Source organism: Bradyrhizobium sp. AC87j1 (assembly GCF_002936975.1).
Lineage (GTDB): Bacteria > Pseudomonadota > Alphaproteobacteria > Rhizobiales > Xanthobacteraceae > Bradyrhizobium > Bradyrhizobium shewense.
On sequence record NZ_PTFE01000017.1, the window covers coordinates 1 to 26,537 of the forward strand.

29 protein-coding genes are annotated in these 26,537 nt (G+C 65.0%); 13 read left to right on the plus strand and 16 right to left on the minus strand.

What is annotated here, in order from left to right:
- Positions 1–80 precede the first annotated feature (80 nt).
- From fliQ to CV770_RS11655, 7 genes are all read left to right on the plus strand, one after another.
- Complete coding sequence (fliQ, locus tag CV770_RS11625) at positions 81–344, plus strand: flagellar biosynthesis protein FliQ (RefSeq protein ID WP_018321865.1); 264 nt, start codon at positions 81–83, stop codon at positions 342–344.
- 17 nt (positions 345–361) lie between these two features.
- Entirely contained in the window at positions 362–1,138 is a 777-nt protein-coding gene (fliR, locus tag CV770_RS11630) for a flagellar biosynthetic protein FliR (RefSeq protein ID WP_018321866.1), read from the plus strand.
- A 4-nt stretch (positions 1,139–1,142) separates the two neighbouring features.
- Positions 1,143–2,222, plus strand: a complete 1,080-nt coding sequence (flhB, locus tag CV770_RS11635; protein WP_104462444.1) for a flagellar biosynthesis protein FlhB — start codon at positions 1,143–1,145, stop codon at positions 2,220–2,222.
- Between the two features lie 155 nt (positions 2,223–2,377).
- On the plus strand, positions 2,378–4,957 hold the full coding sequence (gene cckA, locus CV770_RS11640) for a cell cycle histidine kinase CckA (RefSeq protein WP_104462445.1): 2,580 nt from the start codon (positions 2,378–2,380) through the stop codon (positions 4,955–4,957).
- Positions 4,958–5,161: 204 nt separating this feature from the next.
- Positions 5,162–6,169, plus strand: coding sequence for a Tim44 domain-containing protein (locus CV770_RS11645; protein WP_104462446.1), 1,008 nt, complete (start codon positions 5,162–5,164; stop codon positions 6,167–6,169).
- A 145-nt stretch (positions 6,170–6,314) separates the two neighbouring features.
- Complete coding sequence (locus CV770_RS11650) at positions 6,315–6,998, plus strand: lectin (RefSeq protein ID WP_104462447.1); 684 nt, start codon at positions 6,315–6,317, stop codon at positions 6,996–6,998.
- A gap of 205 nt (positions 6,999–7,203) precedes the next feature.
- Entirely contained in the window at positions 7,204–7,911 is a 708-nt protein-coding gene (locus CV770_RS11655) for a glutathione S-transferase (RefSeq protein WP_104462448.1), read from the plus strand.
- 339 nt (positions 7,912–8,250) lie between these two features.
- Here CV770_RS11655 and CV770_RS11660 read toward each other — a convergent pair whose 3' ends face one another.
- The 4 genes from CV770_RS11660 to CV770_RS11670 all read right to left on the minus strand — a co-directional run bounded on the left by CV770_RS11660 (position 8,251) and on the right by CV770_RS11670 (position 11,453).
- Positions 8,251–8,925: a methyltransferase family protein gene (locus CV770_RS11660; protein WP_091965454.1), complete on the minus strand. Its 675-nt coding sequence runs from the start codon at positions 8,923–8,925 to the stop codon at positions 8,251–8,253.
- Between the two features lie 82 nt (positions 8,926–9,007).
- Positions 9,008–10,129, minus strand: a complete 1,122-nt coding sequence (locus CV770_RS11665) for a helix-turn-helix transcriptional regulator (RefSeq protein ID WP_104462449.1) — start codon at positions 10,127–10,129, stop codon at positions 9,008–9,010.
- Positions 10,130–10,492: 363 nt separating this feature from the next.
- Entirely contained in the window at positions 10,493–10,666 is a 174-nt protein-coding gene (locus tag CV770_RS42540) for a hypothetical protein (protein WP_018321873.1), read from the minus strand.
- A 313-nt stretch (positions 10,667–10,979) separates the two neighbouring features.
- Positions 10,980–11,453, minus strand: coding sequence for a hypothetical protein (locus CV770_RS11670; protein ID WP_091965456.1), 474 nt, complete (start codon positions 11,451–11,453; stop codon positions 10,980–10,982).
- Between the two features lie 213 nt (positions 11,454–11,666).
- On the opposite strand from CV770_RS11670, the gene CV770_RS11675 reads away from it, so the two are divergent.
- A complete protein-coding gene (locus tag CV770_RS11675; RefSeq protein ID WP_104462450.1) occupies positions 11,667–13,322 on the plus strand; it encodes a fumarate hydratase in 1,656 nt (551 codons plus the stop codon).
- A 57-nt stretch (positions 13,323–13,379) separates the two neighbouring features.
- On the opposite strand, the gene CV770_RS11680 is transcribed toward CV770_RS11675, so the two are convergent.
- From CV770_RS11680 to CV770_RS11710, 7 genes are all read right to left on the minus strand, one after another.
- A complete protein-coding gene (locus tag CV770_RS11680; RefSeq protein ID WP_104462451.1) occupies positions 13,380–14,429 on the minus strand; it encodes a DUF3616 domain-containing protein in 1,050 nt (349 codons plus the stop codon).
- 85 nt (positions 14,430–14,514) lie between these two features.
- Positions 14,515–15,435: an SH3 domain-containing protein gene (locus CV770_RS11685; protein ID WP_104462452.1), complete on the minus strand. Its 921-nt coding sequence runs from the start codon at positions 15,433–15,435 to the stop codon at positions 14,515–14,517.
- Positions 15,436–15,449: 14 nt separating this feature from the next.
- Positions 15,450–15,746: a hypothetical protein gene (locus CV770_RS11690; protein WP_104462453.1), complete on the minus strand. Its 297-nt coding sequence runs from the start codon at positions 15,744–15,746 to the stop codon at positions 15,450–15,452.
- A 190-nt stretch (positions 15,747–15,936) separates the two neighbouring features.
- Positions 15,937–16,491, minus strand: coding sequence for an inner membrane-spanning protein YciB (locus tag CV770_RS11695; protein ID WP_091965461.1), 555 nt, complete (start codon positions 16,489–16,491; stop codon positions 15,937–15,939).
- 12 nt (positions 16,492–16,503) lie between these two features.
- Positions 16,504–17,079, minus strand: a complete 576-nt coding sequence (locus CV770_RS11700) for a hypothetical protein (protein WP_104462454.1) — start codon at positions 17,077–17,079, stop codon at positions 16,504–16,506.
- 76 nt (positions 17,080–17,155) lie between these two features.
- Complete coding sequence (locus CV770_RS11705) at positions 17,156–17,428, minus strand: hypothetical protein (RefSeq protein ID WP_104462455.1); 273 nt, start codon at positions 17,426–17,428, stop codon at positions 17,156–17,158.
- Between the two features lie 81 nt (positions 17,429–17,509).
- Complete coding sequence (locus CV770_RS11710) at positions 17,510–18,907, minus strand: carotenoid oxygenase family protein (RefSeq protein WP_104462456.1); 1,398 nt, start codon at positions 18,905–18,907, stop codon at positions 17,510–17,512.
- Positions 18,908–19,013: 106 nt separating this feature from the next.
- On the opposite strand from CV770_RS11710, the gene CV770_RS11715 reads away from it, so the two are divergent.
- The gene (locus CV770_RS11715; protein ID WP_091965462.1) at positions 19,014–19,742 is read left to right on the plus strand and encodes a TetR/AcrR family transcriptional regulator; all 729 of its coding nucleotides are present in this window, start codon (positions 19,014–19,016) and stop codon (positions 19,740–19,742) included.
- 23 nt (positions 19,743–19,765) lie between these two features.
- Here the strand turns inward: CV770_RS11715 and CV770_RS11720 are convergent, their stop codons facing one another.
- Positions 19,766–20,371: a hypothetical protein gene (locus CV770_RS11720; RefSeq protein ID WP_091965514.1), complete on the minus strand. Its 606-nt coding sequence runs from the start codon at positions 20,369–20,371 to the stop codon at positions 19,766–19,768.
- Positions 20,372–20,533: 162 nt separating this feature from the next.
- Here CV770_RS11720 and CV770_RS11725 point away from each other — a divergent pair, with 162 nt between their 5' ends.
- Complete coding sequence (locus CV770_RS11725; protein WP_091965515.1) at positions 20,534–21,097, plus strand: SET domain-containing protein; 564 nt, start codon at positions 20,534–20,536, stop codon at positions 21,095–21,097.
- Between the two features lie 44 nt (positions 21,098–21,141).
- Here the strand turns inward: CV770_RS11725 and CV770_RS11730 are convergent, their stop codons facing one another.
- Positions 21,142–21,540, minus strand: a complete 399-nt coding sequence (locus tag CV770_RS11730; RefSeq protein WP_091965463.1) for a hypothetical protein — start codon at positions 21,538–21,540, stop codon at positions 21,142–21,144.
- Positions 21,541–21,578: 38 nt separating this feature from the next.
- Positions 21,579–21,809, minus strand: coding sequence for a hypothetical protein (locus CV770_RS11735; protein ID WP_201759806.1), 231 nt, complete (start codon positions 21,807–21,809; stop codon positions 21,579–21,581).
- 101 nt (positions 21,810–21,910) lie between these two features.
- Here CV770_RS11735 and CV770_RS11740 point away from each other — a divergent pair, with 101 nt between their 5' ends.
- Together CV770_RS11740 and CV770_RS11745 are read left to right on the plus strand one after the other, a co-directional pair.
- The gene (locus CV770_RS11740) at positions 21,911–22,732 is read left to right on the plus strand and encodes a helix-turn-helix domain-containing protein (protein WP_104462457.1); all 822 of its coding nucleotides are present in this window, start codon (positions 21,911–21,913) and stop codon (positions 22,730–22,732) included.
- Between the two features lie 40 nt (positions 22,733–22,772).
- Positions 22,773–23,597 carry a helix-turn-helix domain-containing protein gene (locus tag CV770_RS11745; protein WP_091965466.1) on the plus strand — a complete coding sequence of 275 codons (825 nt, stop codon included), beginning with the start codon at positions 22,773–22,775 and terminating at the stop codon, positions 23,595–23,597.
- Here CV770_RS11745 and CV770_RS11750 read toward each other — a convergent pair.
- Positions 23,585–24,385 (minus strand): thioesterase family protein, encoded by an 801-nt coding sequence (locus CV770_RS11750; protein ID WP_091965467.1) that lies wholly within the window; start codon positions 24,383–24,385, stop codon positions 23,585–23,587. The genes CV770_RS11745 and CV770_RS11750 overlap by 13 nt on opposite strands.
- A gap of 170 nt (positions 24,386–24,555) precedes the next feature.
- Here CV770_RS11750 and CV770_RS11755 point away from each other — a divergent pair, with 170 nt between their 5' ends.
- Positions 24,556–25,221: a DsbA family oxidoreductase gene (locus CV770_RS11755; RefSeq protein ID WP_091965468.1), complete on the plus strand. Its 666-nt coding sequence runs from the start codon at positions 24,556–24,558 to the stop codon at positions 25,219–25,221.
- Positions 25,222–25,229: 8 nt separating this feature from the next.
- Here CV770_RS11755 and CV770_RS11760 read toward each other — a convergent pair whose 3' ends face one another.
- The gene (locus tag CV770_RS11760) at positions 25,230–26,390 is read right to left on the minus strand and encodes a GNAT family N-acetyltransferase (protein WP_091965469.1); all 1,161 of its coding nucleotides are present in this window, start codon (positions 26,388–26,390) and stop codon (positions 25,230–25,232) included.
- Positions 26,391–26,537: the final 147 nt, after the last annotated feature.

Consider the following 26,537-nt stretch of genomic DNA (forward strand, 5'->3'; position numbering starts at 1 on the left):
ACGATCGGGAGTATGGATTCCGGGCTCTCGCTACGCGAGCCCCGGAATGACGAAAAACAATTCACAGTGAGAAATCGAAAATGACCGGACCCGAGACCCTCGACGTTGCGCGCGATGCGATCTGGACGATCGTGATCGTGTCCTCCCCCCTGATGGTGGTCGGTCTGGTGGTCGGCGTCATCGTATCGCTGTTCCAGGCGCTGACGCAGATCCAGGAGCAGACGCTGATCTACGTGCCGAAGATCCTGGCCATCTTTGCCACGATGCTGCTGGCGCTGCCGTTCATGGCCGACGCGCTCCACGCCCACATGCTGCGGATCTCGTCGCGAATCATCGGCGGCTGAGGCAAGATGCGTCAATTATGCGCATCGACGTCTCGCTGCTGCCGGCGCTCGCCGCTTCCTTCATGCTCGCCTTCGCCCGGGTCGGCGCGATGGTGATGCTGTTGCCGGGGCTGGGCGAGACCAATATTCCAACGCGGATCAAGCTGTCGATCGCGCTGCTGCTCACGCTGATCATCCTGCCGCTGCATCGCAACGCCTACCAGGTCGACATGGGCTCGCTCGCGCCGCTCCTGGTCCTGATGCTGCATGAGATCGCGATCGGAATCGTGCTGGGCGCGACCGCGCGCGTGACGCTCTCGGCGCTCCAGGTTGCGGGGTCCGTTATCGCGCAGCAGATGGGACTCGGTTTCGTCACCTCGGTCGACCCGACGCAGGGCCAGCAGGGCGTGCTGGTCGGCAACTTCCTGACCATCCTCGGGGTAACGCTGCTGTTCGCCACCGACAGCCATCATCTGGTGATCGCGGCGCTGAACGACAGCTACACGATCTTCTCGCCGGGCGAGACCATATCAAGCGGCGATGTGGCCTCGCTCGCAACGCGCGCCTTTGCCGCCGCGTTCCGCCTGGGCCTGCAGCTCTCGGGGCCGTTTCTGGTGTTCGGCCTGGTCTTCAACATCGGCCTTGGCGTGCTGGCGCGGCTGATGCCGCAGATGCAGGTCTATTTCGTCGGCGTGCCGCTCTCGATCTTCGCGGGCTTCCTGGTGCTCGCGGTGGTGCTCACGGCGATGATGGGGACGTATCTGGATTACTTCATCGGTGTCATGCACCAGTTGATGCCGCTGAGGTCACGGTAGATCGATGTCAGAAGACAAGGACCCAGAGAGTCAAACAGAAGACCCGACGCAAAAGCGTCTGGACGACGCGCTCGAACGCGGCGACGTCGCCAAGAGCCAGGAGATCAACACCTGGTTCATGATGGCGGGCGGCACGCTCGTGGTCTCGACCTTCTCGGGGTCGGTGGGCAGTGGGCTGCTGACGCCGATGCGCAACCTGCTCGCCAATTCCTGGATGATCAAGACCGACGGCAAGGCTCTGCTCGCGCTGATGCAGCAGATCGAATTCGCCCTGCTTGCCGCGATCGGCGTGCCCCTGTTGATGCTGATGCTGGCGGCGATTGCCGGCAACATGCTGCAGCACCGCCTGGTCTGGTCGACCGAATCCCTGACGCCGAAGTTCAGCAAGATATCGCCCGGCGCCGGCTTCAAGCGCATCTTCGGCAAGCAGGCGGCGGCCAATTTTCTCAAGGGCATCGGCAAGCTGGTGCTGCTCGGCGTGGTCATGACCATGATCCTCTGGCCGGAGCGGCATCGCATGGAGGCGATGGTCAGGCTCGATCCGGCTGCCATGCTCGGCGCCAGCACCAGCATGACGATCCATCTGCTCGGTGCGGTGGTCGCGGCGCTCGCGATCGTCGCCATCGCCGATTACTTCTTCCAATACCGCAGCTGGTTCCAGCGGCAGAAGATGTCGCTTCAAGAGATCAAGGAAGAGTTCAAGCAGTCCGAAGGCGATCCGCACATCAAGGGCAAGATCAGGCAGTTGCGGCAGCAGCGCGCCAAGAAGCGCATGATGGCGGCGGTTCCCAAGGCCTCGGTGATCATCACCAACCCGACCCACTATTCGGTGGCGCTGTCCTACGAGCGCGGCATGACGGCTCCGATCTGCGTTGCCAAGGGCGTCGACAATCTCGCCTTCAAGATCCGGGAGATCGCACGCGAGCACGACATCCCGATCGTGGAGAACGTGCCGCTCGCCCGCGCGCTCTACGCCACCGTCGAGATCGACCAGGAAATCCCGACCGAGCACTACCATGCGGTCGCCGAAGTCATCGGCTACGTCATGCGGCTGAAGCGCGGATTCGGCGCCGGGCGAGGATAAAACACCCGAAAAGTACCGGAAATGGCCGTAATCTGGGAATCAGCGTACCTTTCGCCCCCGCTGCCCTTGCGCCTGCGGGTCCGATTCAGGCAGGGAGGACCCCACGCGCCCCGTAGCGCGTTGATTCTCTGCCGACAGGCTGCGCCAGCTCGAGAATGACCGCCGAGACCGACCACGACCTCACCCGCGAGCCCGTTGCGACGCACGAGCCGTCGCCGCGCTCGGGCAGCATTGCGCTGGTGCTGCTGGTGGCCGCCGGCCTCGTCGCCGTCGCCGTCGGGCTGATGACGCTCGGGCGGGCGCAGGCGCAGCCCTATATCCTCGGCATCCTCGCCGTGCTGGCCATGGTCGGCCTGTTCAACCTGTTCGCCTTCGCCGCCGGGATCATCCGCTTCGCCGACCGCAGTCTCGATGATCCGGTCGTAGGCCGCATCGCCGATCATGGGTTCGACGGCCTCGCCGTGACCGATCCGCGCGGCCACGTGGTCTATTCCAACGCCGCCTATCTGACGCTGACCTGCGCGACCGGTCCGCAGGACGTGCGCCCGGTCGAGCGTGTCTTCATCGGCAACCCCGACGTCTCCGAAGCCGTGTTCCGCCTGCTCAAGGCCGCGCGCGAAGGCAAGCGGCAGCAGGAAGAGGTCCGCATCTCCGGCCAGGACGGCAGCCAGGGCCGTTGGCTGCGCATGCGGGTGCGCCCGCTCGGCACCGGCAAGCGCGAGGCGAAATACGCGGTGTGGTCGATCGCCGACATCACCCGCGACCGCGAGCGCCAGGAGGACGTGTTCCAGGAGCTCCAGCACGCCATCGAATATCTCGATCACGCGCCGTGCGGCTTCTTCTCGGTCAATCCGGCCGGCGAGCTCGCTTATGTCAACGCGACGCTGGCGAACTGGCTCGACTACGACCTGGCCGAGATCGGCTCGGGCGGCCTCAAGCTGACCGACATCGTTTCCGGCGACGGCGCCTCGCTGCTCACCGCGATCGTGGCGGTGCCGGGCGAGGTGAAGACCGAGGTCTTCGACATCGACCTGCGGATGCGCACCGGCAAGACCATGCCGGTGCGGCTCTATCACAAGCTCGCCTTCGGCGCCGACGGCGCGCCGGGGCCGTCGCGCACGCTGGTGATCAGCCGCGCCCGCGACGAGCGCAGCGATCCCGACCGCGCGGCCGAAGTGCGCTTCATGCGCTTCTTCGACCATACGCCGATGGCGATCGCGACCGTCGATCGCGGCGGCAACGTGGTGCGCGCCAATGCGCGCTACGCAAAGCTCGGCCAGGCGCTCGGGCTCGACAGCGCCTCCAAGTCGATCTTCCGCGCGGTCAATGCGCGCGACCGGCACCTCCTGATCGCGGCCATCAACCAGGCCGCCGACGGCCAGGCCGACATCGCCCCGGTCGAGGTGGCGCTGGAAGGGACCAAGGAGCGCTGGGGCCAGTTCTTCGTCACGCCGGTCGATGCCGCCGAGAACGAGGCGGAAGCCGCCATCGTGCACATGCTCGAGACCACCGAGCGGCGCGCGCTGGAGAACCAGATCAATCAGTCGCAGAAGATGGAGACGGTCGGCCAGCTCGCCGGCGGCATCGCCCACGACTTCAACAACGTGCTCTCCGCCATCATGATGGCGAACGACTTCCTGCTGAACGCGCACAAGCCGACCGACCCGTCGTTCCAGGACATCATGCAGATCAAGCAGAACGCGACGCGGGCCGCGACCCTGGTGCGGCAGCTGCTGGCGTTCTCGCGGCGGCAGACGCTGCGGCCGCAGGTGCTCGATCTCGGCGACGCGCTGTCCGATCTCGCCATGCTGCTGCGCCGCCTGATCGGCGAGAAGGTCAAGCACGAGACCATCCACGGCCGCGATCTCTGGCCGGTCAAGGTCGACGTCTCCCAGTTCGAGCAGGTGATCGTCAATCTCGCGGTGAACGCGCGCGATGCCATGCCCGACGGTGGCAAGCTGATCATCCGCACCGCCAACGTCACCGCGGAAGAAGCGGCCAAGCTCGCCTACAAGGGCATGCCGGCCGCGGATTATGTCCGGATCGAGGTCGCCGATACCGGCACCGGCATTCCCGCCGACATCCGCGACAAGATTTTCGAGCCGTTCTTCTCGACCAAGGAAGTCGGCAAAGGTACGGGTCTTGGCCTTTCCACGGTCTACGGCATCGTCAAGCAGACCGGCGGCTTCATCTACGTCGATTCCGAGCCGGGCCAGGGCACCTCGTTCCACATCTTCCTGCCGCGTCACCATGCCGAGCCCGAAGCGCAGGTCGAGCAGCCGGCGGCTGTGGTGAGCGCGACCAGCGGCGCCGGGAAGGACGCCGCGGCGGCCGAGGCCAAGCCGCGCACCGATCTCACGGGGCAGGGCACCATCCTGCTGGTCGAGGACGAAGAGGGTCTGCGCGCGCTGAACGCACGCGGCCTGCGCTCGCGCGGCTACACTGTGGTCGAGGCCGAGAACGGCGTCGAGGCCATGGAAGTGCTGGAGGAGCAGAGCGGCGCGATCGATCTCGTCGTCTCAGACGTCGTCATGCCTGAGATGGACGGCCCGACGCTTTTGAAGGCGATGCGGGAGCAGAATCCTGACATCAAGTTCATCTTCGTGTCCGGCTATGCCGAGGACGCCTTCGAAAAGAGCCTGCCAGAAGGCCAGCAGTTCGACTTCCTGCCGAAGCCGTTCACGCTCAGCCAGCTCGTGGCGGCGGTCAAGGAGACGATGGCGAAGCAGGGGTGAGGGCTCCTCGCAATGACGAGGAAAGAGCGGAAATCTCATCCCAAAAACCGCCGGTATCCCGCGACCATGGTTCCCCGGCGCGCCCGGCCAAGCCCCCGCCAAATATGGGCTTTTGCCACATCCCCGCGACTGAGGGCCGCAGCCATAGGTTCCGAAACCGGCTTCACTTTTCGGGAAGTCTGCCCATCTTAGGCGGACGTCCCCATGCCGGGGATTTGGGAAACGCACATGAATTTCTCGCTACGCTCCCGCAGTCTCTTCAAGACGATCGCTGTCGTGCTGGCGCTTGCGCTGCCGACTGCGCTGGCGATCTCGTCTGCCGACGCGCGTGTCGGCGGCGGCGGCTCGTCGGGTTCGCGCGGTTCGCGCACCTATTCGGCCCCGCCCTCGACCACGACGGCGCCCGGCTCGGCCTCGCAGTTCAACCGCACCTACACCCAGCCGGGTGCAGGCATGAACTCGGCTGCCACCGCGCCCGCGCGCGGCGGCCTGTTCGGCCGCGCCGGCGGCTTCATGGGCGGCCTTGCGGCCGGCTTCCTCGGCGCCGGCCTGCTCGGCATGCTGTTCGGCGGCGGCCTGTTCGGCGGCCTCGGCGGCCTGTCTTCGATCCTGGGCCTGATCATCCAGATCGCGCTCGTGGTGCTGGTGGTGCGGCTGGCGATGTCCTGGTGGCAGCGCCGTCACACGCCGCAGGCGGCCTATGCCAATGCCGATGCGGGCGCAGGTTCCGGACCGCAGCCGAACCAGCGCGGCGGCCTTGGTGGTGGGCTTGGCGGCTTCGGCTTCGGCGCGAATGCCAATAACGCGCCGCTCGAGATCAAGCCGGACGATTACGAGGCGTTCGAGCGCCTGCTCGGCGATGTCCAGACCGCCTGGTCGAACGAGGACGTGGCCAAGCTGCACACGCTCGCGACGCCGGAGATGGTCTCCTATTTCGAGCAGGACCTCGCCCAGAACCGCGCGCGCAACGTCGTCAACAAGGTGACTGGCGTCAAGCTGCTGCAGGGCGACCTCGCGGAAGCCTGGCGCGAAGGCGAGACCGACTACGCCACGGTGGCGCTGCGCTTCGCGCTCACCGACAAGACGCTCGACCGCAACAGCGGCACGGTCGTCGCCGGCAGCGAGCAGCCGGGTGAAGTCACCGAAGTCTGGACCTTCGCCCGACGGCCCGGCAGCGGCTGGGAATTGTCGGCGATCCAGCAGACCAACTGATCGCAAAGCGATGGAGAACAAAGGGCGTCGTGCTCCGGCACGGCGCCCTTTTCTTTTGCGCCCCCTTTCACCGTGGCATCGGAATAAGTGGGGGCGCATCGGGTTGAAATCAGGCGGCCAACGACAAACACAACGGGAGGACAAGATGATCCGTATGAAGAGATCCGTGACGATTTCAGCGCTCGCTGCGGCCTCGCTTGCATTGCTTGCGGCGCCAGCCGTGCAGGCGCAGTCGGCCGACATGACGTTCTTCGTGACGTCCAATGGCCCGGGCAAGGGCGCCGATCTCGGCGGCCTGGAGGGAGCTGATGCGCAGTGCCAGAAGCTCGCCCAGACCGCCGGCGCCGGTGCGAAGACCTGGCGCGCCTATCTCTCGACGCAGGCCGCCGATGGCAAGCCGGTCGTCAACGCGCGCGATCGCATCGGCAAGGGACCGTGGCAGAATGCCAAGGGCGCGGTCATTGCCAAGGATGTTGCCGAGCTGCACGGCCCCGCCAACAACCTCACCAAGCAGACGGCGCTCAGCGAGAAGGGCGAGGGTGTCAACGGTATGGGTGACCAGCCGAACCGGCACGACGTCCTCACGGGATCGCAACCAGACGGCACCGCGTTTGCCGGTCCGGACGATCGCACGTGCAAGAACTGGACGTCGAGCACGCAAGGCACCGCGATGGTCGGCCATTTCGATCGCAAGGGCCTGCGCGATGACGAGCCGTCAAAATCCTGGAATAGCTCGCACCCCTCGCGCGGTCCCGATGGTGGCTGCTCGCAGGCCGATCTGAAGAGCACGGGCGGCGACGGGCTGCTGTATTGCTTCGCTGCGAATTGAATTAAGGCGCGAAGCTCCTTCCGTTCGTCATCGCGAGGAGCCCTTGCGACGAAGCAATCCAGAGTCTTCCGCGGAGGCAGTCTGGATTGCTTCGCTGCGCTCGCAATGACGGAGCATGTTGAACCGCTATTCCGTCTCACCCTGCCGGAACTCCGGGCTACATGTTACATTGGTCCTAACGCATCCACGCTAACGGACCTCTCCCATGAAATACGAGCTCTACTACTGGCCCGAGATCCAGGGCCGCGGCGAATATGTGCGGTTGGCGCTGGAGGAGGCGGGCGCCGCCTATGCGGACGTCGCGCGCGGGCCGCGCGGCACGGCTGCGATGATGAAGATGATGGATGCCCAGAAGGGCAGGCCGCCCTTTGCGCCGCCGTTCCTGAAGGCCGGCAAGCTCGTCATCGGCCAGACCGCCAATATCCTGCTCTATCTCGGCGCACGCCATGGGCTCGCGCCGAAGGCGGAGGCCGGGCAACTCTGGGTGCACCAGCTTCAACTCACCATCACCGACCTCGTGGTCGAGATCCACGACACCCATCATCCGCTCGGACCTTCGCTCTATTACGAGGACCAGAAGCCGCCGGCGAAGAAACGCACGGCCGATTTCTGGGACGAGCGGGTGCCAAAATATCTCGGCTATTTCGAGCAGCTTCTCGCCGAGAATGGCGGCGCCTATGTCACCGGCCGGCGGCTCACTTACGTCGATCTCTCGCTATTCCAGATCGTCGCGGGGCTGCGCTATGCCTTCCCCAAGCGCATGAAGGCATTCGAGACTGACATTCCAGGCCTCCTCGGCCTGCACGACCGCATCGCCGCGCGGCCGAACATCAAGGCCTATCTGGCGAGCGAGCGCCGCATTCCCTTCAACGAGCAGGGCATCTTCCGAAGCTATCGCGAGCTCGATGGCTAAAGCGTTCTCGAGCGAAGTGGATACCGGTTCGCGTCAAGAAAACGCGTCCAAAGAAGAAATTTTAGCCGGTCCGGAGGGAGGCTGGCGGCAGCCCCCGTTCCGGACCGGCCGCTTCGGGCGCGATCAATCGCCCGAACGCGTCGTGGCCGGCCAGCGTCTGTGGACGCTCCGGCCAGAGCGGTCGTCTGAATTATCGGGCACGGGCGAGAGGTCATGCTCGTCGGGGCAGGGCGGCTTGCAGAACATCGTCGCGTCTTTCATTGCGTGGCGTGCCGCCGCTGTCTAGCGAAGTCCGCATTCCCAGGCGTCAGCCGTTCGGAGGAGGACAGCGATGCGCGCTCACCAAACGCCGGGCATCAGGCGATAGCGCACCCGCGCCGCATAATCGGCATAGCCCGGCAGGCCCTCGCGCAAGGTGCGTTCCTCGATTCCAATGCGGATCGCGAACAGGAGGACCAGGAGCGGGACCATCACGAGTCCCCACCACGAGCCCAGCAGCAGCGGCACGCCGGCGAAGAACAGGACCATGCCGCTATACATGGGATGACGCACATGGGCGTAGGGACCGGTCGAGATCACGCGCTGGGCGCGCTCAGCCTGCAGCTTCACCACAGGCGCAGCGAACGAGTTTTCGCGGAACACCCACATCGTGAACAATGTCGAGGCGAGGAACAGCGCGAGGCCGAACGCCTGGAGCGCGACCGGCATGTCGGACGATTGAAGGCGCCGGTCGATGCCGATCAGCACCAGCCAGGCCAGCATCGCGACGACGAAGACGCTCATGAACAATTTGTCGGCTGCGGGCTGATCCTTCTGCAGCACCGGCCGCAGCCGCTCGGCGAGCAGCGCCGGATCGATCCGGTAGAGCCACCAGCCGCAGAGCGGGCCGAGCAGGGTGCATGTCGCGAGGAACACCCAGGCCGAGGGCCAGCGCAGCGTCCCTGCGGAGGCGAACAGCAGCGCGCCCATCGCGGCGGTGGTAATCGTGTTCTGCAGCAGCAGCCTGGCGATCATTGTCGATCTTGTTCTACCCCACGCCGGCGCATTGATAGCGTTCTTTCCGGCAAACATGCGGCGTGACGCGACAGAGACCAGTTCAGACCTTGATGGGCGGTGTAAAGGCCGCGATGAGCCGAACCAGATCCGCCTGTCGTTTGGTTCCAGTCTTGGCGAAGATCCTGGCGAGATGGGTCTTGATCGTCGATTCGGCAATGCCCATGCTCCTGGCCACATCGGGAACCCCGCCGATCTCGACAATGGACAGGAAGACGCGCAGCTCGGTCGGCGTCAGCTTGAACAGCTTGCGGATGAGGTCGGGCGCGACGACGGTATCGAGCGCTGCCTTGCTGACGAACAGGACGGCGCAGGCGTCGTAGCTGGCTGCGAAGCTTTGCCGGCGCCCGGCGGTCAGCGGCAGGAGATGCGCGACAAAATGCGAGCCGTCCCGGGCCGCCAGATGCAGCGAGATGCTTGCGCTCGTCATCGCGCGGTCGCCGACAACCGTGCCCGCCAGCGCCTGCCGCAGCACGCGATCGGCATTCGGGTCGGACGTCACCAGCCGGCCACGGACCGAACGAAGCACGTCGGCCTCGTCCAGAATGTCGCGCGCGCTGGCATTGGCGTGCGTGATATGAGCCTCGGCATCGAGCAGCAGGACGGCGGTTCGCAGGGCGTCGAGCGTGCGGACCGAAATCGTCTCCAATGCGTTCTGCTGCTGCAGTTTCTGTCTGACGACCATGGCCCGTTGCACATGCGGCGTGAGGTGGGAGATCACCTGATACATCCTGCGGTCGACCGGACCGCCGGCCTTCATGATCGAGAGGCGGGATATTCCCTCGGCAGATTTGTCGAGCAGGAGATTGGCGGCATCCTCGAGGCCCTGCGGCCGCGTCCATTCGTTGTAGAACATGGTGGTGCGGAATTCGTCGACGTCGATCCAGTCCCTGATGGTCTGGATCTGGCCGACCGGCGCGTGGAGCACGCTGCGCGACGGATCGAACGGTTCATAGGTTTCGATGTAGGACTGAACATAGGCGGGCTCGACACCGACGGCATGCGCGATCACGGCCTCACCGTCTGCTCCGATCCGGACCAGACCGCCGCTCTGGCCGCCCGCCAGGTCGACGATGCAACGAAGCGTCGCCGACCATCGGGAATCGTCGAGCGCTGCATCGTAGATGTCCGCCACCAGCGACAGCAGCTCTTCATTCAGTTCCATTGGCTTGTCCCATCGACGCATGCTCGTTCGGCCTCGCAGATGAGCACGCCGCATGCGGAAATTTGATGAGCCGGATCACACTTGAAGGGCGCGCTCCGAGCCGGAGCGGTGGTTTATGGCCCAATCGTGGACGAAGGGGGAATTGCCGCGGTGGGGCAGGCGGGCCGGTGCAGCGTTCGCGTGGACGCAAACAAACGCGCGCCCATGGCGGCAACGAGTGTGGTGTCAAGCAACGGCCGTCTTGCGATCATGCGCAGGTCCCGGGGCGGCCGCGCATGATGTTCCCGCTATCCGGCGAAGATGCGGCCGGACGCGAAACAGGCCCGATCGACCGGATGGCGATTCGTCCTTCGAGAAGATCGATCAGGCGAGCTGATCGATCCGCGTGCCCTGACCCGGCGGCAGCGGTGCGGGCGGCTGCGGCTTGTAGGTGGGGTCGGCGTCCTTGGTCTTGGTCTGATCGTCCTGCTGCTTGGTCGTGTCGTAGCTCGGAACCACGATCGCGATCGGCGGCGGCGCAACGGTGGAAACCTTCATCCGCAAATCCTCACACATGGAAACAACTGACCCTGCGCTGCGAGGAGCGAAAATTCCTTCAAGGCAATCGTTAAAATGCGAGCGATTGGTGTGGTAAGAGGCGCTGTTCGTGCCCCGCATCGTGCCTTATGCGAGCGACGACTAAACCCTCCTCGTCATTGCGAGGAGCTCTTGCGACGAAGCAATCCAGACCGTCACCGCGGAAGGATTCTGGATTGCTTCGCTCCGCTCGCAATGACGGAGCGAGTGGCGGACAGCGTCGCGATAGGTAGGCCGCCGAGCGCGTGGAAAGCGCGAGGAGGCGACGTCCCCTCTATTCGTCCTTGCCGCGCGTGATCGCGATGGACGCGTCCTTCTTGGTGCGGGTGCATTCCATGTTGAGTCGCCGATAGCGCATGCTGATCTTGTCGCCGCGCAGCAGACCCATCCGCTTCAGGCAGCGTGTCGCGCCCGTCGTGGTGTCGTCCTTGGTCACGGTGAAGACGATCGCCGCCATCGATCCCACCAGCGCATAGAATTCCGGCGTCGGCTTGCGATCACCCTTGGCATAGAGCTCGATGGAATATTTGTCGCCGCGGCAACCCACGGACAGCTCCTTGGCCGCCGGGTGTGTCAGATAGACGGTGTTCGCAGCACGAAAGTTCACCTTGAGGCGATCGACCTGGTTCGCCAGCTCCTTGGCACTGTCGTCGCAGCGGTCGGCGCGTGCGGGCGAAATGAGGGTCACAAGGCCGGTGATGGCGGCGGCGACCAGGATCGCGCCGCGGACGTTCAGTTTCAATGTCATGATGAAAAGCCCCTTAGGGCGCGCATTCAAGCGTCGTCGGGCGCGAAGCGCAAGGGTGGGAACGGCCTTTCCACGTGCTGTGTCAGTGCCTTCCCGAGCCCTGGGTCGGCGTCCCCCATGCGTGCCACTCCCTTTCCTTTCCGCTCAAAATGAGCTTAGAACGCTTCTATGCTGAGAGGCCCGCCAGGGCTCCAAAACCCCGAGATTCGCCCCATGAACGCTCCGACCGCCTTCCCGGACCCGTCAAAGCCCGTTCCGCCCTACAAGCACACCCCGCTGTTCCCGCTGGGCAAGGACGAGACGCCCTACAAGAAGATCACGGCCGAGGGCGTCAGGGTCGAGAAGGTCCTGGGCAAGGACATGCTGGTGGTGTCGCGCGAGGCGCTGCGGGCGCTGTCGGAGGCGGCTTTCGGCGACATCAACCATTATTTGCGTCCCGGCCATCTGAAGCAGCTCCGCGCCATCCTTGAGGACGGTGAGGCCAGCCCGAACGACAAGTTCGTCGCGCTGGACTTTTTGAAGAACGCCAACATCGCCGCCGGCGGCGTGCTGCCGATGTGCCAGGACACCGGCACTGCGATCATCATGGGCAAGAAGGGCTGCAACGTCATCACCGACGGCGACGACGAGGCGGCGTTGTCGGAAGGGGCGCGCGACGCGTACCTGCGCCGCAATCTGCGCTACTCGCAGGTCGCACCGCTCTCGATGTACGAGGAGAAGAACACCGCCAACAACATGCCGGCGCAGTGCGAGATCTACGCCGAAGGCGATGACGCCTACAAGTTCATGTTCATGGCGAAGGGCGGCGGCAGCGCCAACAAGAGCTTTCTGTTCCAGGCGACGCCCTCGGTGCTGACCAAGGACCGGCTGCTCGCTTTCCTGAAGGAAAAGATCCTCACCCTCGGCACCGCTGCTTGCCCGCCCTATCACCTCGCGATCGTGATCGGCGGCACTTCGGCCGAGCTCTGCATGAAGACGGTGAAGCTCGCCTCCGCCCGCTATCTCGACGCGCTGCCGACCCAGGGCTCGCCCGACGGCAATGCCTTCCGCGACGTCGAGATGGAGAAGGAAATCCACAAGATGACGCAATCGCTCGGCGTCGGCGCGCAGTTCGGCGGCAAGTACTTCTGCCACGACGTCCGCGTGATCCGCATGCCGCGTCATGGCGCATCGCTGCCGATCGGGCTCGGCGTGTCGTGTTCTGCCGATCGACAGGTGCTCGGCAAGATCACCAGGGACGGCGTCTATCTCGAGGAGCTCGAGCACAATCCGGCGCAGTATTTGCCGCAGGTCGAGCAGGCGCTCGGCGGCGAGGTCGTCAAGATCGATCTCAACCAGCCCATGAAGGACATTCTGGCGACGTTCTCCAAGCACCCCATCAAGACCCGGGTCTCGATGACCGGCACCATGATCGTGGCGCGCGATAGCGCCCACGCCAAGCTGCGCGAGCGGCTGGAGAAGGGCGAGCCGCTGCCGGACTACTTCAAGAACCATCCGGTCTATTACGCCGGCCCCGCCAAGACTCCCGAGGGCTATGCCTCCGGCGCGTTCGGTCCGACCACCGCCGGCCGCATGGATTCCTTCGTCGACCAGTTCCAGGCCGCCGGCGGCTCGATGGTGATGGTAGCCAAGGGCAACCGCGCTCCGGCGGTGCGCGAGGCCTGCAAGAAGTACGGCGGCTTCTATCTCGGCTCGATCGGCGGTGCCGCGGCGAACCTTGCCGAGCACTGCATCAAGAAGGTCGAGGTGCTCGAATATCCCGAGCTCGGCATGGAAGCGATCTGGCGCATCGAAGTCGTCGACTTCCCCGCCTTCATCATCATCGATGACAAGGGGAACGACTTCTTCAAGGAGCTGAATCTGGGCTAGTCAGGTCCGCGTCGTCCGCCGGCTCTCCAATCGGCGGACGATTTACGCAGCGCGCGCTCAGCGCTTTATTTTGAACGACATCGCCCCGCCATTTTCGGCGCTGTCGAACATGACAAGCACGCGAATGTTGGCTGCGTCTTCCTCGAGGGGAAGCAGAATTTCCGCTTTCGCCTCTTTTGGGGATGAGCTCAGATCGAGCGTCGCTAGGGATTTGGCAGTCTTGCTGCTACCGTCCCACAGCCAGACGCTGTAGGGAACGTCTTCGTCACGCGTTGGCCCTGCGAGGATCAAGATGCCGTTGTTCACCACGGCAAGGTCGCGGATGCCGGTATTCTCCCCGAGATCGAGCGGCGTCGAGTCGGGTTTGAGATCGTCGTCCTTGGTAAAGAGCGCGTTTGCATCGACGCTGAGCACAAAGGCCTGGCGGTTCAACGATGGACCTCGCAGCCCGAAATAGATGCGGTCGTTCCTGACTGCAATCCCTTCGACATTGACACCGCCTTCCGCGAGCGGCTTGTTGAATTTCGACCCGACGTCCTTATTCTTTTCAATCACTTCGCGAAGCCGCGGGCTCGGCTCGACGCCCTCGACCTTCTTGGCGTTGGGTTCGGTCTTGGGAGCGCCGGTTTGCGGATCCACGGCAATCCGAAACACGACATAGCTCGATAAATTCTCCTTGTCGCTCTTGCGGCTTCGGCCGTGCGAGCCGGTCACGTAGAAGAAGCCCTTTTCATACGCGACACCTTCGGCATCGGGGTCCTTGTCGTCATCCGACAGCCGGATGAGCTTCCGGGGAACGAGGATGTTCTCTTCGATCGAGAAGAACTGCGCGTATTTCTTCTCATCATTGGCAATCAGGCATGACGTGAACTTCGGCGTGGCGGGCACGCACGCCGCTCCGCTCAGGTTCATGCGTGGCTGATCCTTGAACTTGTCGTCCTTGTCGTCTTTTTCGAAGATCGAGGCGGGCTTCCAGGCGGTTGCCTCCGGGGCAACCTTCGGCGGCAATTGTTCGCCGCGCCCGGGCGACATCGCTGCTCCCAGCAGAATGCAAACGAACGCGGCTGTCAGTGATCGATGAAATGCATGCGTGATGCTGTACGGCATTTCTCCCTCCCGGGTGCAATGCTCAAATACAATCCTGAATTGTTAAGAAGACAAGAGCGAGAATGTTGCGGGAGCCGCTGTCTTCTCAGCTGCAATTGGTGACCTGGTTGGAGCACAACGCGCGCCACCAGCCGCGAACGCCGTCGTGGCTCTCGACCAGACCCCAGAAGCCGCTGCAGGCGAGCAGGCGCTTCGGCCCGCCGTCACCGTCGATCGGGCCGCCGAGCTCGCGCTGTGCCGGCATCCATTTGGCATCGACGAAGGGAGCCTGGAACAGCCCGCCCGCGCGCGTATAGCCGTTTGCGAAGCTCGCGCCGACCTTGTTGGAGGCGACCCAGCCGCGCCCGGCGTAGGGTTTGGGCGCGCTCCGCGGATATTTCTTGTCGTCCTCGTAATCCTTGCCCGGCGGCTTGGCGCCTTCGATCAGAAACCAGCCGTTCTTGGAGCCAATGATGCGGAATTCGGTGAGCCAGCCGCCGTCGGGTGTGTTCTCGGCGCCACCTAACTTCAAGCGGTAGGGCGGCGGCAGCGTGCCGAGCACGCGCGCCGTCGCCGACGGCTCGGCGCGCACGTTGAGGCCACCGGGGTCCTTGTCGATGGACCAGGCGCCGAGACTGCAGGGCTCTGTGCCCTCGGGCAGCTTTGCACGTCCGGCGGCGAGATCGGCATGCAGTTTTGCGAAATCGCTGTCGTCATTGTCGGGATCGGGCTCTGTGCGCGGCTTCAACTCGGCGGACACCGCGCGTGTCGCATCCGGTGTCAGCATGACCACGAGGGCCTGGCGCGCAGCGAACACGCTTGCCGGTGTTTTTGGATCGTTCGATGGCGCGGGGTAGACGGCGAGATATCCTATCGAGCCATCGGTTCGATAAGCGGCGCCGGCGACATAATCTGCCGGCACCATGGCGAGCGAGCTTGCGCGCCACGCCGGTTCGGTGTCATCCGCGCGCGCCGCTTGTGTCGCGACGCACAGCATGGTCGCCGCGATGAGACGATGCACGCGCATGATGCTGCGCGGCCTTAGGCGCGGGCGCCCGTGAACGGGAAGCTGCCCATCGGGCCGATGCCCATCTCGCCGTTCATGCTGTCGCCGGAGACGGTGCCGGCGAATTCGAGCGTGAGCGGCATCGGGTTGGTGATCGAGACCTTCCAGGAGACGTTGTCGCCAGAGACGGTGCCGTCGAAGATCTCGGCGGTATTACCTTCCGCGCCTTGCGTGCCCGTGAGCGTCCCGTCGGCGGCCTTGAGGCTCAGCGTCGCCTGGCGCTCGCCCATCGGCGTCGTCATGGTCAGATTCCAGTTGCCGTCTACGGCCATTCCCGTCTCCCGAACAAATCCCGGCGGGCCGCGACGATCCGCGGCCAGTCCCGGACGAGCCTATAACCCAACTCGCAGCTCCTGCCTAACCCTGCCTTGGAGGCATAGCAGCATGATCCCGAAAAGTGCGTAGCGGTTTTCGGAAAAGATCATGCTCAGACAACAACCTGAAGCGCGATCAGATCGCGCTTCAGGCGCGGGCCGCAGCGCGACGGCGACTGGTGACGATGAGCCGGAGCACGACGTACTGCACGGCGAAGGCGAGGATCTTGGCGCCGCCGGCGACCACCGTGAGGTAGAACGCCCACAGCTTCAGATCGCCCGTGGAGGCGACGACGATCATGCCGACACCGATCACGAACATCAGCGCCGCCCAGGCATAGCCTGCAGCCGTGACATATTCCGGAACGGTCTCGACGACGATCGGCGGCATGTAGCGCAGCATCCAGCCGCGCTTGAGCATGATCGCGCCGATGGCGAAATGCGCGATCGACGGCTTTGCCATCATGAAGCGGGGATCATTGGTCAGCAGTGTGATCGCGCCCAATCCGACGACGAGCGCGAGGCTCGCATACGTCATGTAATTGAGTTGCTGCCCCTTGATGCGGGCGTAGATCACCTGCGCGATCGCGCCGGCGACCGCCACCGATGTCGCCAGGATGACGTTGTCGGTGACGAGATAGATGACCAGGAAGAGGATGGCGGAGAAGAGATCGGAGCCGAGGCGGGCGAATACGTCCTTCATCGTCAATCCTGTTCAGCGGGAGTTGGGCAATGCGCGGGCGGGCGTACCGTACTTGATCTGGCGATACTCGGGATACCATTTTGTGAAGTAAATCGCGTAGTTGCGGGCGGCGAAGGCGACCGCGAGGCTCGACCAGAGCGGCACGCCGGGGACGTAGAGCAGCACGAGATTGCCAGCCGCCATCAACAGCGCGGCCACGGTCCAGGCGCCGGTGATGACGTAATTGGCATAGAGAAAGCCGGGCATCGCCGCGGTCTCGGCCGGAACCGCTTCAAGCGCGTATTGCAAAGTGAAGGGGCGGCGCACCAGCAGCGAGCCAAGCGAGATGACGAGGATGCCGATATCGACCGACAGCTTGACGCCGAGTGTTCCGAGCTTCGGGTCGATTAGCGCGAGGTAGAGGCCGATTGCGGCGAACACGATCGCCGAGCCTGCGGCCAGGGTCTTCACCGAGCGCCCGCGCGCCACATCGATTGCGACGGTGGCGAGACAGATCGCGGAGGCCAGGAACACGCTGATCGCGGCCGACGTCACCAGCATCAGGAGGCTGTAAGCGCCGTAGGGCGCGAGGATCAGGAAAATCGCCATTGCCTACCTCGGTCAGGCCGATCTTTACGATGTAAAGATCAATAATTCAGAGGCGAGGTCGGGTCAAGGAAAATCTTTACAGTGTCAAAATAACGTAGGCAACCTCCAAAAGATGAAGGGCCGCAACGGCCTGGTCGGACGCCTCGTCAACCAAATCCGCCCAGTTCAGGCGCGACAGAATGGGGAGCGCGCAGGCGATCGCGAGGCCGAGGGCGAGCAGGATGCCGCCGTTGAAGATGACGCCGTTGAAGGAGACTTGGCCGCTCCGCCGCAGATGGACCACCTCGAGTGTGAGCGCGACGCAGACCAGGGCGAGGATGGTGAGGAAGTCTGCGGTGATTGAGGGCATTTGGATACGGGCCTCTTTGGTGACACGTCCGTGCTGTGGCTCCGGGCGCGCGCCAAGTGGCGCGCCCCGGAATGACGGGAGTTACTGCGCTCCCACCCAATTGCCGTGGAAACCATCCGGCACGCGGTGGCCGAGCTGCACCAGCGCGACGGGACCCGCTTCGACATCGGTGGCATTGAACACGGCGAGGTCGCTGCGGTTCTCCCGCGCCCGCCAGACCACCGCGAGCAGCCAGCCATCGCCCTCAGTCGCATCCTTCGATCGCTCGACGAACACCGGCTCGGAGGTGGTGTCCCCGGCGGGCAGCAGATAATGGCCGAGACGCCTTCCGTTGCCGTCGACATGGACGACGCCGGAGAGCGCGCCGAACATCGGCTGGCGCGGATTGGCGCAGGCGTACCAGCCGTGGCGATTTTTCAACCCGGCGTGGCGGTCATCGATGCGCGGGAATTCGCCGGTGAGATCGTCGAGATAGGTCTGCTGGAAGCGATCGGTATTGCCGGAGAGATCGAAGGTCCAGCGGCAGTGCCGGGCGCGCGACTTCTCCGGATCGGTCGGCCGGCCGTCGGGATGCGGAAACAGCGGCGCTTCCTCGAACTGCATGACGTCGGCGATGATGCGGTTATCGTCTTCCCACGCGTTCATGATGTGGAAGACGTAGCAGGCTTCACCGCGAAACCAGACGATGTCCTTTGCCGTGCCGCTCCGCTTCATCACGCCGACATAGGCGCCCTTGTCCGGCTCCCAGGCATAGGGCGGCCGTCCGCTCATCGCGCGCTCCATGCTGCCGGTGATCGGCAGGATCGGAAACAGCACATAGTTCGCGGTGACGATGAAGTCGTGCACCATGCTGGCATAGGGCGCCTCGAACCGTTCGAAGCGCGTCGCCTTGCCGGCGGTATCGATCGAGCCGTAGGAGAGGGCAGGCGTCAGCGGCCCCGCCGCGTTGTAGCCGAAGAACACCAGCTCGCCGGTCACGGGATCGATCTTCGGATGCGCGGTGAAGCTGCCGGCGACACGGCCTTGATAGTTGTGATAGCCGCGCGTCGCCAGCGTGCCCGGCTCGATCTCGGTCGGCAGGTGCGCTTCTTCCAGCGCCAGCAGCTTGCCGGCATGGAAAATGATGTTGGTGTTGGCGACGCCGCCGTCGGTGAGATCAGTCGGCGCATCCGGCAGCTTGCGGCCGAAGCCGCCGAACAAGGCGCGGCCGGCATCGTGCTCGGCGAGCCATTTCGGCGTGCGGACCCAACGGTTGCGATAGCTGGCGCGGCCGTTCTCGAGGTGGAAGGCGTGCAGCATGCCGTCGCCGACGAACCAATGCGCGCCGGGGGAATCGAACTGCGGATTGGGACCGTTGCGATAGAGCACGCCATTCAGCTCGCGCGGCAATTCGCCAATGATCTTCAGGAATGGCGCGTCCGCTTCGAACGGGATCGGCGCGATATTGTTGCGGCGCTCGGCGACGGCGTCGTGCTGCACGGCGTATCCCTCCTTATCTTTACATCGTAAAGATCAAATAGAGCCGATCGTCGCGTCGGTCAAGCAAAATCTTTACACTGTCAATATTGCGTCATATAGCTTGCAAATGGCCAAGACCGATACCAAGAGCGAAACGGCGCGAAGTGCGCGTGCCCCCAGAAAGACGATTTCGAATGCGGCATCGCGCCCAAGGCGCGGCGCGGCGAGCGCTAAGTCCGAGACGCCGTATCACCACGGTGCCTTGCGCGAGGCGTTGCTCCAGGCTGCCGAACGGGTGCTGGAACGCGACGGGCTCGCTGGCCTCACATTGCGCGCGGTGGCGCGCGAGGCGGGCGTCTCGCATGCCGCGCCCACCCACCATTTCGGCGATCTTACTGGCCTGCTCAGCGAACTCGCGGCGGTCGGCTTCCGCCAGTTCAACGCGGCGATGGCGTCATCATGCGACGCCGCCACCACGCCGCTCGAAGCCGCGCTGGCGCGGCCCAAGGCCTATGTCGCCTATGCGCAGGCGCATCCCGGCATGTACGGCATCATGTTTCGCACCGAGCGGCTCGATTATTCCAGGCCCTCGCTGCACGAGGCGGCCGAAGCCTCTTTCGCCGGGCTTGCGAATGCGATCGGCATGATGCGGCAGGAGCAGATCAGCGAAGACGCGCTGACGCTGAGCCAGGGCGCCGCGATCGCCCGTGCCTGGTCGATGGTGCATGGCTTCACCATGCTGCTGCTCGACGGGCGGCTCAAGGATATCTTGGGACGTCTGCCCGAGGGGACGACGGCCGAGCGCCTGCTCGAGGCGATGCTGACGGCGCCCATCACCACGAAACTCCCCGCATAGCGGCCGTTTGGGCCCGCCAAGGCCTAGCGCATCGTCGCAAGCTCGACGGCGCGGCCGCGCGTGCCGATGATCTTCACCTCGTCCTTGCCGCAAGCGAAGCCGCGGGCGAAATCGTCCGCGGCCTTGCGCGCAAGCTCGTTGGCGGTGGGGTTTGCGATCGCATCGACATAGGCAACGTGACAGACCGGGCCCGGCGGCAGCCGGGTCACGACCAGCATGGCCTTGGTGTTCGGGCGGCCCTGCTTGTCGGGATCGGCATTGTCGGCGATGTGCCAGCGCTGGATGATCGCGAACGGCTTTGCGCCCACGGCGCGCCATTCGATCGTGGTCTCCGACGAATTGAACGGCGCGAACCAGACCTTGGCCGCCGGTTCCTCGGCCGCTTGCTTGCGATTGCGGCCGATCGAGACGATTTCGCGAAGATCGTCCTCGGCAATCAGCACCAGGAGGCCGTCCTTGCCCGAACATGCCCGCGTGGTGCTGCCGTCGAGCTCGCTGGGCTTGCCGATCTGGCGGCAATCCTTTGGCCCGGTCGACGTGTATGTGCTGCCCACGGTTTGGGCGGCGGCGCTGTTCAGGCCGATGCAGATCATCAAGACAGCCAGGCCTATGCAGGTGATGCGGTTCATCATGAGGCTTCGATCGCAGGGAACTCCGCACCATCAGACGTCTTCATTGTGGGCAAGGTTCAAACAGGGGTGGGATAGACCTGACAGCGGCGCGGAATCGTTCTAGAAGAGCGGCTTCGCTTGGGCTCTTCCAGCCTCGTTCGCGTCCTCCTTTACTTGATCATGCCAGCCATCTCCTCGCAAAAAACCTATCGCGTCGGCCGCTCCAAGACCGGGCTCGGCCTCTTCGCCACCAAGCCGATCAAGAAGGGCACCCGGATCATCCGCTATTTCGGACCGATCCTGGATTCGCGGATCCCCGAGCAGGACGACATCGAGAACAAGTACCTGTTCGAGCTCAACGGCCGCTGGACCATCGACGGCTCGGTGCGCAAGAACCTGGCCCGCTACATCAATCATTCCTGCCGGCCCAATGCCGAGTCCGACGTGCGGCCGCGCGAGCGCAAGGTCTTCATCCGCGCCATCAGGAACATCGAGCCGGGTGACGAGATCAATTACGATTACGGCACCGACTATTTCAAAGCCTATCTGAAGCCGATCGGTTGCAAGTGCGAGTCTTGCGAGAAGAAGCGCAAGAAGCTGCGCGCCGAGGCGCGGGCCGAGCGCGCCAAGGTGAAGGCGCGCACGGAAGCAAAGGCCAAGAAGGCGGGCACCAAAAGCACGGCGAAAAAGAAGAAGCTGAACGGCAAGCACTTCGCCGGCAAGGTCGGCCGGGCGAGGGCGTAGCCGAGGGGCGATGGCCGCGAAGGGTGCGCGGCCAAGCCCGGGCCTCAAGCCGCCACCGCACTCCCGCTTCTCCGCAATCCCACATATTGCAGCTCGGCGAACACGCCGGTGGCGATCGCCTGCGCGACGACCATGAGCGCGCCGGCAAGGTTCGGCGACACCGCGCCCGACAACAGCAGCGCAATGCTGCCGACCGTCCAGGCCGCATTGCCGATCACGACCAGCAGCACGAGTGCCTTCGCCACCGAGGCGCGTGACGCCAGCCAGCCGACCAGCGCGGCGTAGGCGATCAGGAACAGGCCGGTCTCGCGCAGCAGCGCTTCCGGCAGGTTGAACAGCGCTGCGAACGCGCTCGCGCCGAAAGTGAAGCCGAGGGCGGCGACGCCGCTGAAGATGCTATCTGCAAGCAGCGCGCGGCGCAGGAAGGTGGAAGCGTCGATCATCAGAGGTCTCCATGGTTGGGGTGGGCTCGGGGTGAAACTCAGTGCCATCCGCGCCACCAGGCGCGAAGCAGGCGGGCGAGGCGGAACGGACAAAGGCTCCTGCCGACGCCGTGCTCGAAGGCTGTGACCTGCGCGAGCACATAGTCGCCGGTCGAATGCACCAGCGGCTCCGGCATGTTGAGGCTGCGCGCCAGCATCCGCGTTGCGAAGGCCATGGCCCAGGGAACAAGGTGGTCTGCGACGGTCCGATAGAGCAGCAGCGCGATCATGGTCATCTCCTGTCGCCACTGAAGATGCGCCGACCCGAGGACCAATTCGATTACCTCGCGGGTAATGGAAGGGCCGAAATCCGCATGATAGGTTTCTGGTCATGAACGCACATGCATCCACGGCACAGGCCGACCGCAGCCAGCCGGTTCACATCGGCGACCATTTGCGCGAATGGCGGCAGCGCCGCCGCATGAGCCAGCTCGATCTCGCGGGCGAAGCCGAAATCTCGGCGCGTCACCTGAGCTTCGTCGAGACCGGCCGCGCCGCGCCCTCGCGCGACATGGTGCTGCGGCTCGCCGAGCGTCTCGACGTGCCCTTGCGCGAACGCAACGTGCTGCTGGTCGCCGCCGGCTATGCGCCGGCATTCCAGCAGCGCCCGCTGGAGGATCCCGCCTTGAAATCAGCCCGCCAGGCGATCGACCTCGTGCTGAGGGCGCACGAGCCCAATCCCGCGCTCGCGGTGGACCGGCACTGGAACCTGGTGTCGGCCAACCGCATGGTGGCGCCGCTGCTCGACGGCATTCCGCAGCGGCTGCTTGGCCAGCCCTTCAACGTGCTGCGGCTCGCCTTTCATCCCGAGGCGCTGGCGCCGCGCACGGTCAATCTCGCGGAGTGGTGTGGCCATCTTCTGGAGCGTCTACACCGGCAATGCGAGGTGACGGCCGATCCTGAGCTGATCAAGCTCTACAACGACCTCAAGAGCTATCCGATCCCGGCGCGGACGGGGCCGCTGTCGAGCGACAACGTCGCCATCCCCTTCAAGCTGCGCCATGGCGGAGAAATCCTGAGCTTCTTCTCCACCACGATGGTGTTCGGCACGCCCGTGGACATCACGTTGTCCGAGTTGGCGCTGGAGACCTTCTTCCCGGCGGACGAGCGCACCGCCGAGCGGCTGAGGCAGATGGCGGCCGGGCTGCCATAGCGGCGTTTACAGGCAGCAGCGGTCCCCGCATAATCCGCCGATGGACACACGCTCGTTTCGGCGATTGCGGCCGGCCAACCCCGTCGGCGATCTCCTGCGCGCCTGGCGCATGCGCCGAGCGTTGAGCCAGGCGGAGCTGGCGTTCGAGGCCGGCATTTCGGTCAAGCATCTGAGCTATGTCGAGACCGGCAAGGCGGCCGCGAGCCGGGAGATCCTGCTGCAGCTCGCATCCGCCCTCGATCTGTCGCTGCGCGATCGCAACGCGCTGCTCGAGGCCGGCGGCTTCGCCCGGCAATATGGCGAGCGCGACCTCGCCGCGCCCGAGCTTGCCGATGCGCGCCGCGCCATCGATCTGCTACTGCGGCGGCACGAGCCGTTTCCCGCGATCGTTACCGACCGGCGCTGGAACGTGATGCAGGCCAACCGTGCCGCCTCGCGCCTGATGACGATGCTGCTCGGCCCTGAGCGCATGCAGCGGCCGCTCAATCACATGCGCATGTTCCTGGCGCCGAACGAGCTCAAGCCGTTCGTCGAGAACTGGCCCGCGGTGGCCGCGGCTCTGCTGTCTCGTGCGCGCCAAGAGGCAATGGCCGCGCCGCTCGACGAAGCCCTGCAATCGACATGGCGCGAATTGATGCGGCTGCCGGAGCTGCCCACGCTTGGGATCGAGGACGACGCCGTGCCGGGGCCGCTCTGCGAGGTGCGCCTGCGCAAGGGCGATGTCGGCGTCTCACTGATCGGCGCGGTTCTGACTTTGGGCACGCCGCAGGATGTGACGCTGCAGGAGCTTCGCGTCGAGATGTTCATGCCTGTTGATGCCGCCTCCGAGGCGACCCTGGCCGCGCTTGCGGCTCAGGACGCCTGAGCTTGCGCGGCCTCACGCCGCTCGAAGCTCATGGCCTGCATCACCTCCGCAAACGGACCCTTGAGATCGCTGAGTGTCGCCGTGGTGAGGCCGGCGCCATTGGCGCCGACGCGCGTGGCGGCGCGGATCAGGATCCATTCGCCCTCCGGCGGACGGAAGAAGTAGAGGCTGATCTCGGGATTGATGAAGGTCCAGTCGCGCATGTCGACGATCTGCGCGACGCCGCTGGCGAAATCCGCGGCCTGCACCGCCTGGAGCAGCGGCGTGTTCGGCTCGCCCTCGACCAGCGGCGCATCGAGCCGCATCCAGGCCGCCGCCGGGCCCGGCTTCTCCAATGCGCCCTCGATCAGCCGCACCGACACGTTCTGGAAATAGCGGCTCCATTTCTGCGCGAAGGCCGGCGGCGGGCTGCCCGCCTCGGGCGCCTTGTCGACCACCATGGGCCTCGCAAAGGGATCGGCGGGAGATTCCCCGCTCGACGCGGTCAGCAGCGCCGTGCAGCGGCCGATTTCGGCCTCGCCGTCCATCAGCCGCACCTGCATGGTCTTGGCCTTGCGGCCGTCGCGCAGCAATTCGGCAACGGTCCTGAAGGCGCGCAGGCCCGCCGGTCGCCACAGATCAAAGGTCAGGCGTCGCACCGCGAAGCCGGATTTGGTGGCGAGATGCTCGACCTCGCGGGTCATCAGGGCGGTGGTGGCGCTTCCCTGCAGCATGTCCGGAGACCACGGACCGCCGGCGTGCTCCGTGGCTCGGAACTGTTGGCCTTCCGGCCTGAAAATGGCGCTCATCGCGGTCTCCCCTCGGACTTGATTGTGGCCGCAAGTATCGGGGCGGGGTGCAGCGGTCACAATAACCGCAGAGGTGAAGTCGTGAGCCATGCAGGGCCAATGTCTTGCGCCGCTCCCGGTTCGGCTTATGTTCCGGCGAACCCGTGACCCGCCCGAAGGAGGCGCCTGACATGAGCACGCTGAAACCGCTCCAGATCGATGTCGTCTCCGACGTGGTGTGCCCCTGGTGCTATATCGGCAAGCACCGGATCGAAAGTGCGCTGGCGCTCGTGCCGGACGTTCCGGTCAAGCTCAATTTCCGCCCGTTCTTCCTCAATCCCTGGGTACCGCGCGAGGGTATCAGCCGCGAGGCCTATCTCACCCAGAAGTTCGGCTCGGTCGAAGCCTATAAAGGGATCGCGGGGCGCGTCGTTACGGCCGCAAGCGAGGAGGGCCTCGTCTACAAGCCCGAGCTGGTCGCGCGTCAGCCTAACACGACCGACTGCCATCGCCTCATCCTGTGGGCGGAAGCGATCGGCAAGGCGCCCGAGATGAAGCAGCGCCTGATGGAGCTGTATTTCCGCGACGGCGGCGATCTCACCGATGTGAACGTGCTAGTGCAGGCGGCCGCCGATGTCGGCCTCGATGCCGAGGACGTGCGCCGACGCCTTGCCACCGACGAGGACGTCGCGCGCGTCTCGGCCGACGCGCAGGAGGCCGCCGAGAAGGGAATCTCCGGCGTGCCGACCTACGTGTTCGCGCAGAAATACGCCGTCTCCGGTGCGCAGGACCCGAACCTGCTCGCGCGCGCCATCCGCCAGGTCTCGGAGGAGATCAACGCGCAGGCGGCGGAATAGGCTTTCGCTTATTTGCGTAGCCGGCGGACCACGTGTCGCGCGCCCTCGTGCGCGGCATTGAGTCCGGCCAGTGCTGCGTGAATCAGGGCGACGACCGGATCGTGCCGCCGCAGCGGGATCAGCACGTCGCCGACCGCAAAACGCCCGCGCCAGATCGGGTTGATCATGGGGTGATCGGCGCTCGCGGTGGAATCCGCGCTGGCGATGCTGGAATCGGCGCAGAGATGGCGGGTGAGCTCGAGGGTTAGCTGCACGCCCGGCGAATATTTCGCAAAGTGTTCGTCGATGCCCAGCTTGAAGAAGAAGGCGCGATCCTGATGGCGGAGCACGATGCCGGCAGCGACCGGCGTCGTCCCGGCGCGAAGCGTGATGATTTCGCACTGCGCGGTCTCCGCCAGCGCCGGCACCGCGCGGCGAATGAAGGTCGCATCGCCTGCTTGCTGAACCAGCGCGGTGCCGCGCTTGCCTTTCCAGCCGCTGGCTTCGAGTTGCAGGAATGTTTCGAGTGCGGGCCCGATCTCGTCAGGCCGGCGTGCGACGTCGAATGTAACAGGGCCGTGCTCTTCGAGCCGATGGCGTTGTCGGCGCAGCTCCTTGAGCTTTTTGGTGCCGAGTGCGTCGCGCAGTAACGTTTCGTCATCCTGCGTCGCATCGAGGCTGGCGCGGATGTAGGAGGAAAGCACGCGCGGCTTCAGGCCGTCGCGGGTCAGGACCTGCCTGAGCACAGTCATCGCAGCGCCGTCGAGCGCGACGTCGTTGAGCACGAGCGCATGCGCGCCGGCCCCGCGCGCCCGCTGCAACAGTTGCGTGGCCGCCTCGATCGGGGCGTCGCGGTCGATCAGCGGGCTGCACAGGGTGCCGTAGGGATGCGCGCTCACCAGCGCGGGTAGGGGAATCTTCAGGGCGCGCCACAGCGGGATCACCGGCATCAGCCCGATCAGCCGCGACGACGTGCCATCGAACGCGGGCAACGCCGAAGCTTCGGTGCGGCCGCGCGCGGTGGCGCTGACGGCGAGCTCCCAGGCGGGCAGGTAATATCCGTTCGGCTCGATCGCCCGCTGCGCGAGTGCGCGCCATTGGCCGGGATCGATCGCAATGAGCGGGACGCGCGCGGCCATGGCATCCCCGGATGCCGGATGGATCGCTGCCTGCTGCGCGATATCGACCACGTCCCCTCGTCCCATTCACGCGGGCAAATGCCGCGTCATCTGGCCATGCTTAGCGCAAAGATTGGAAAATACCGTTGGGACGCGGCTCCAATTCGAACGGTAATGTTAACGTCTCGTTGAGCATCCGGCGCCGGATGTCCAACGCAG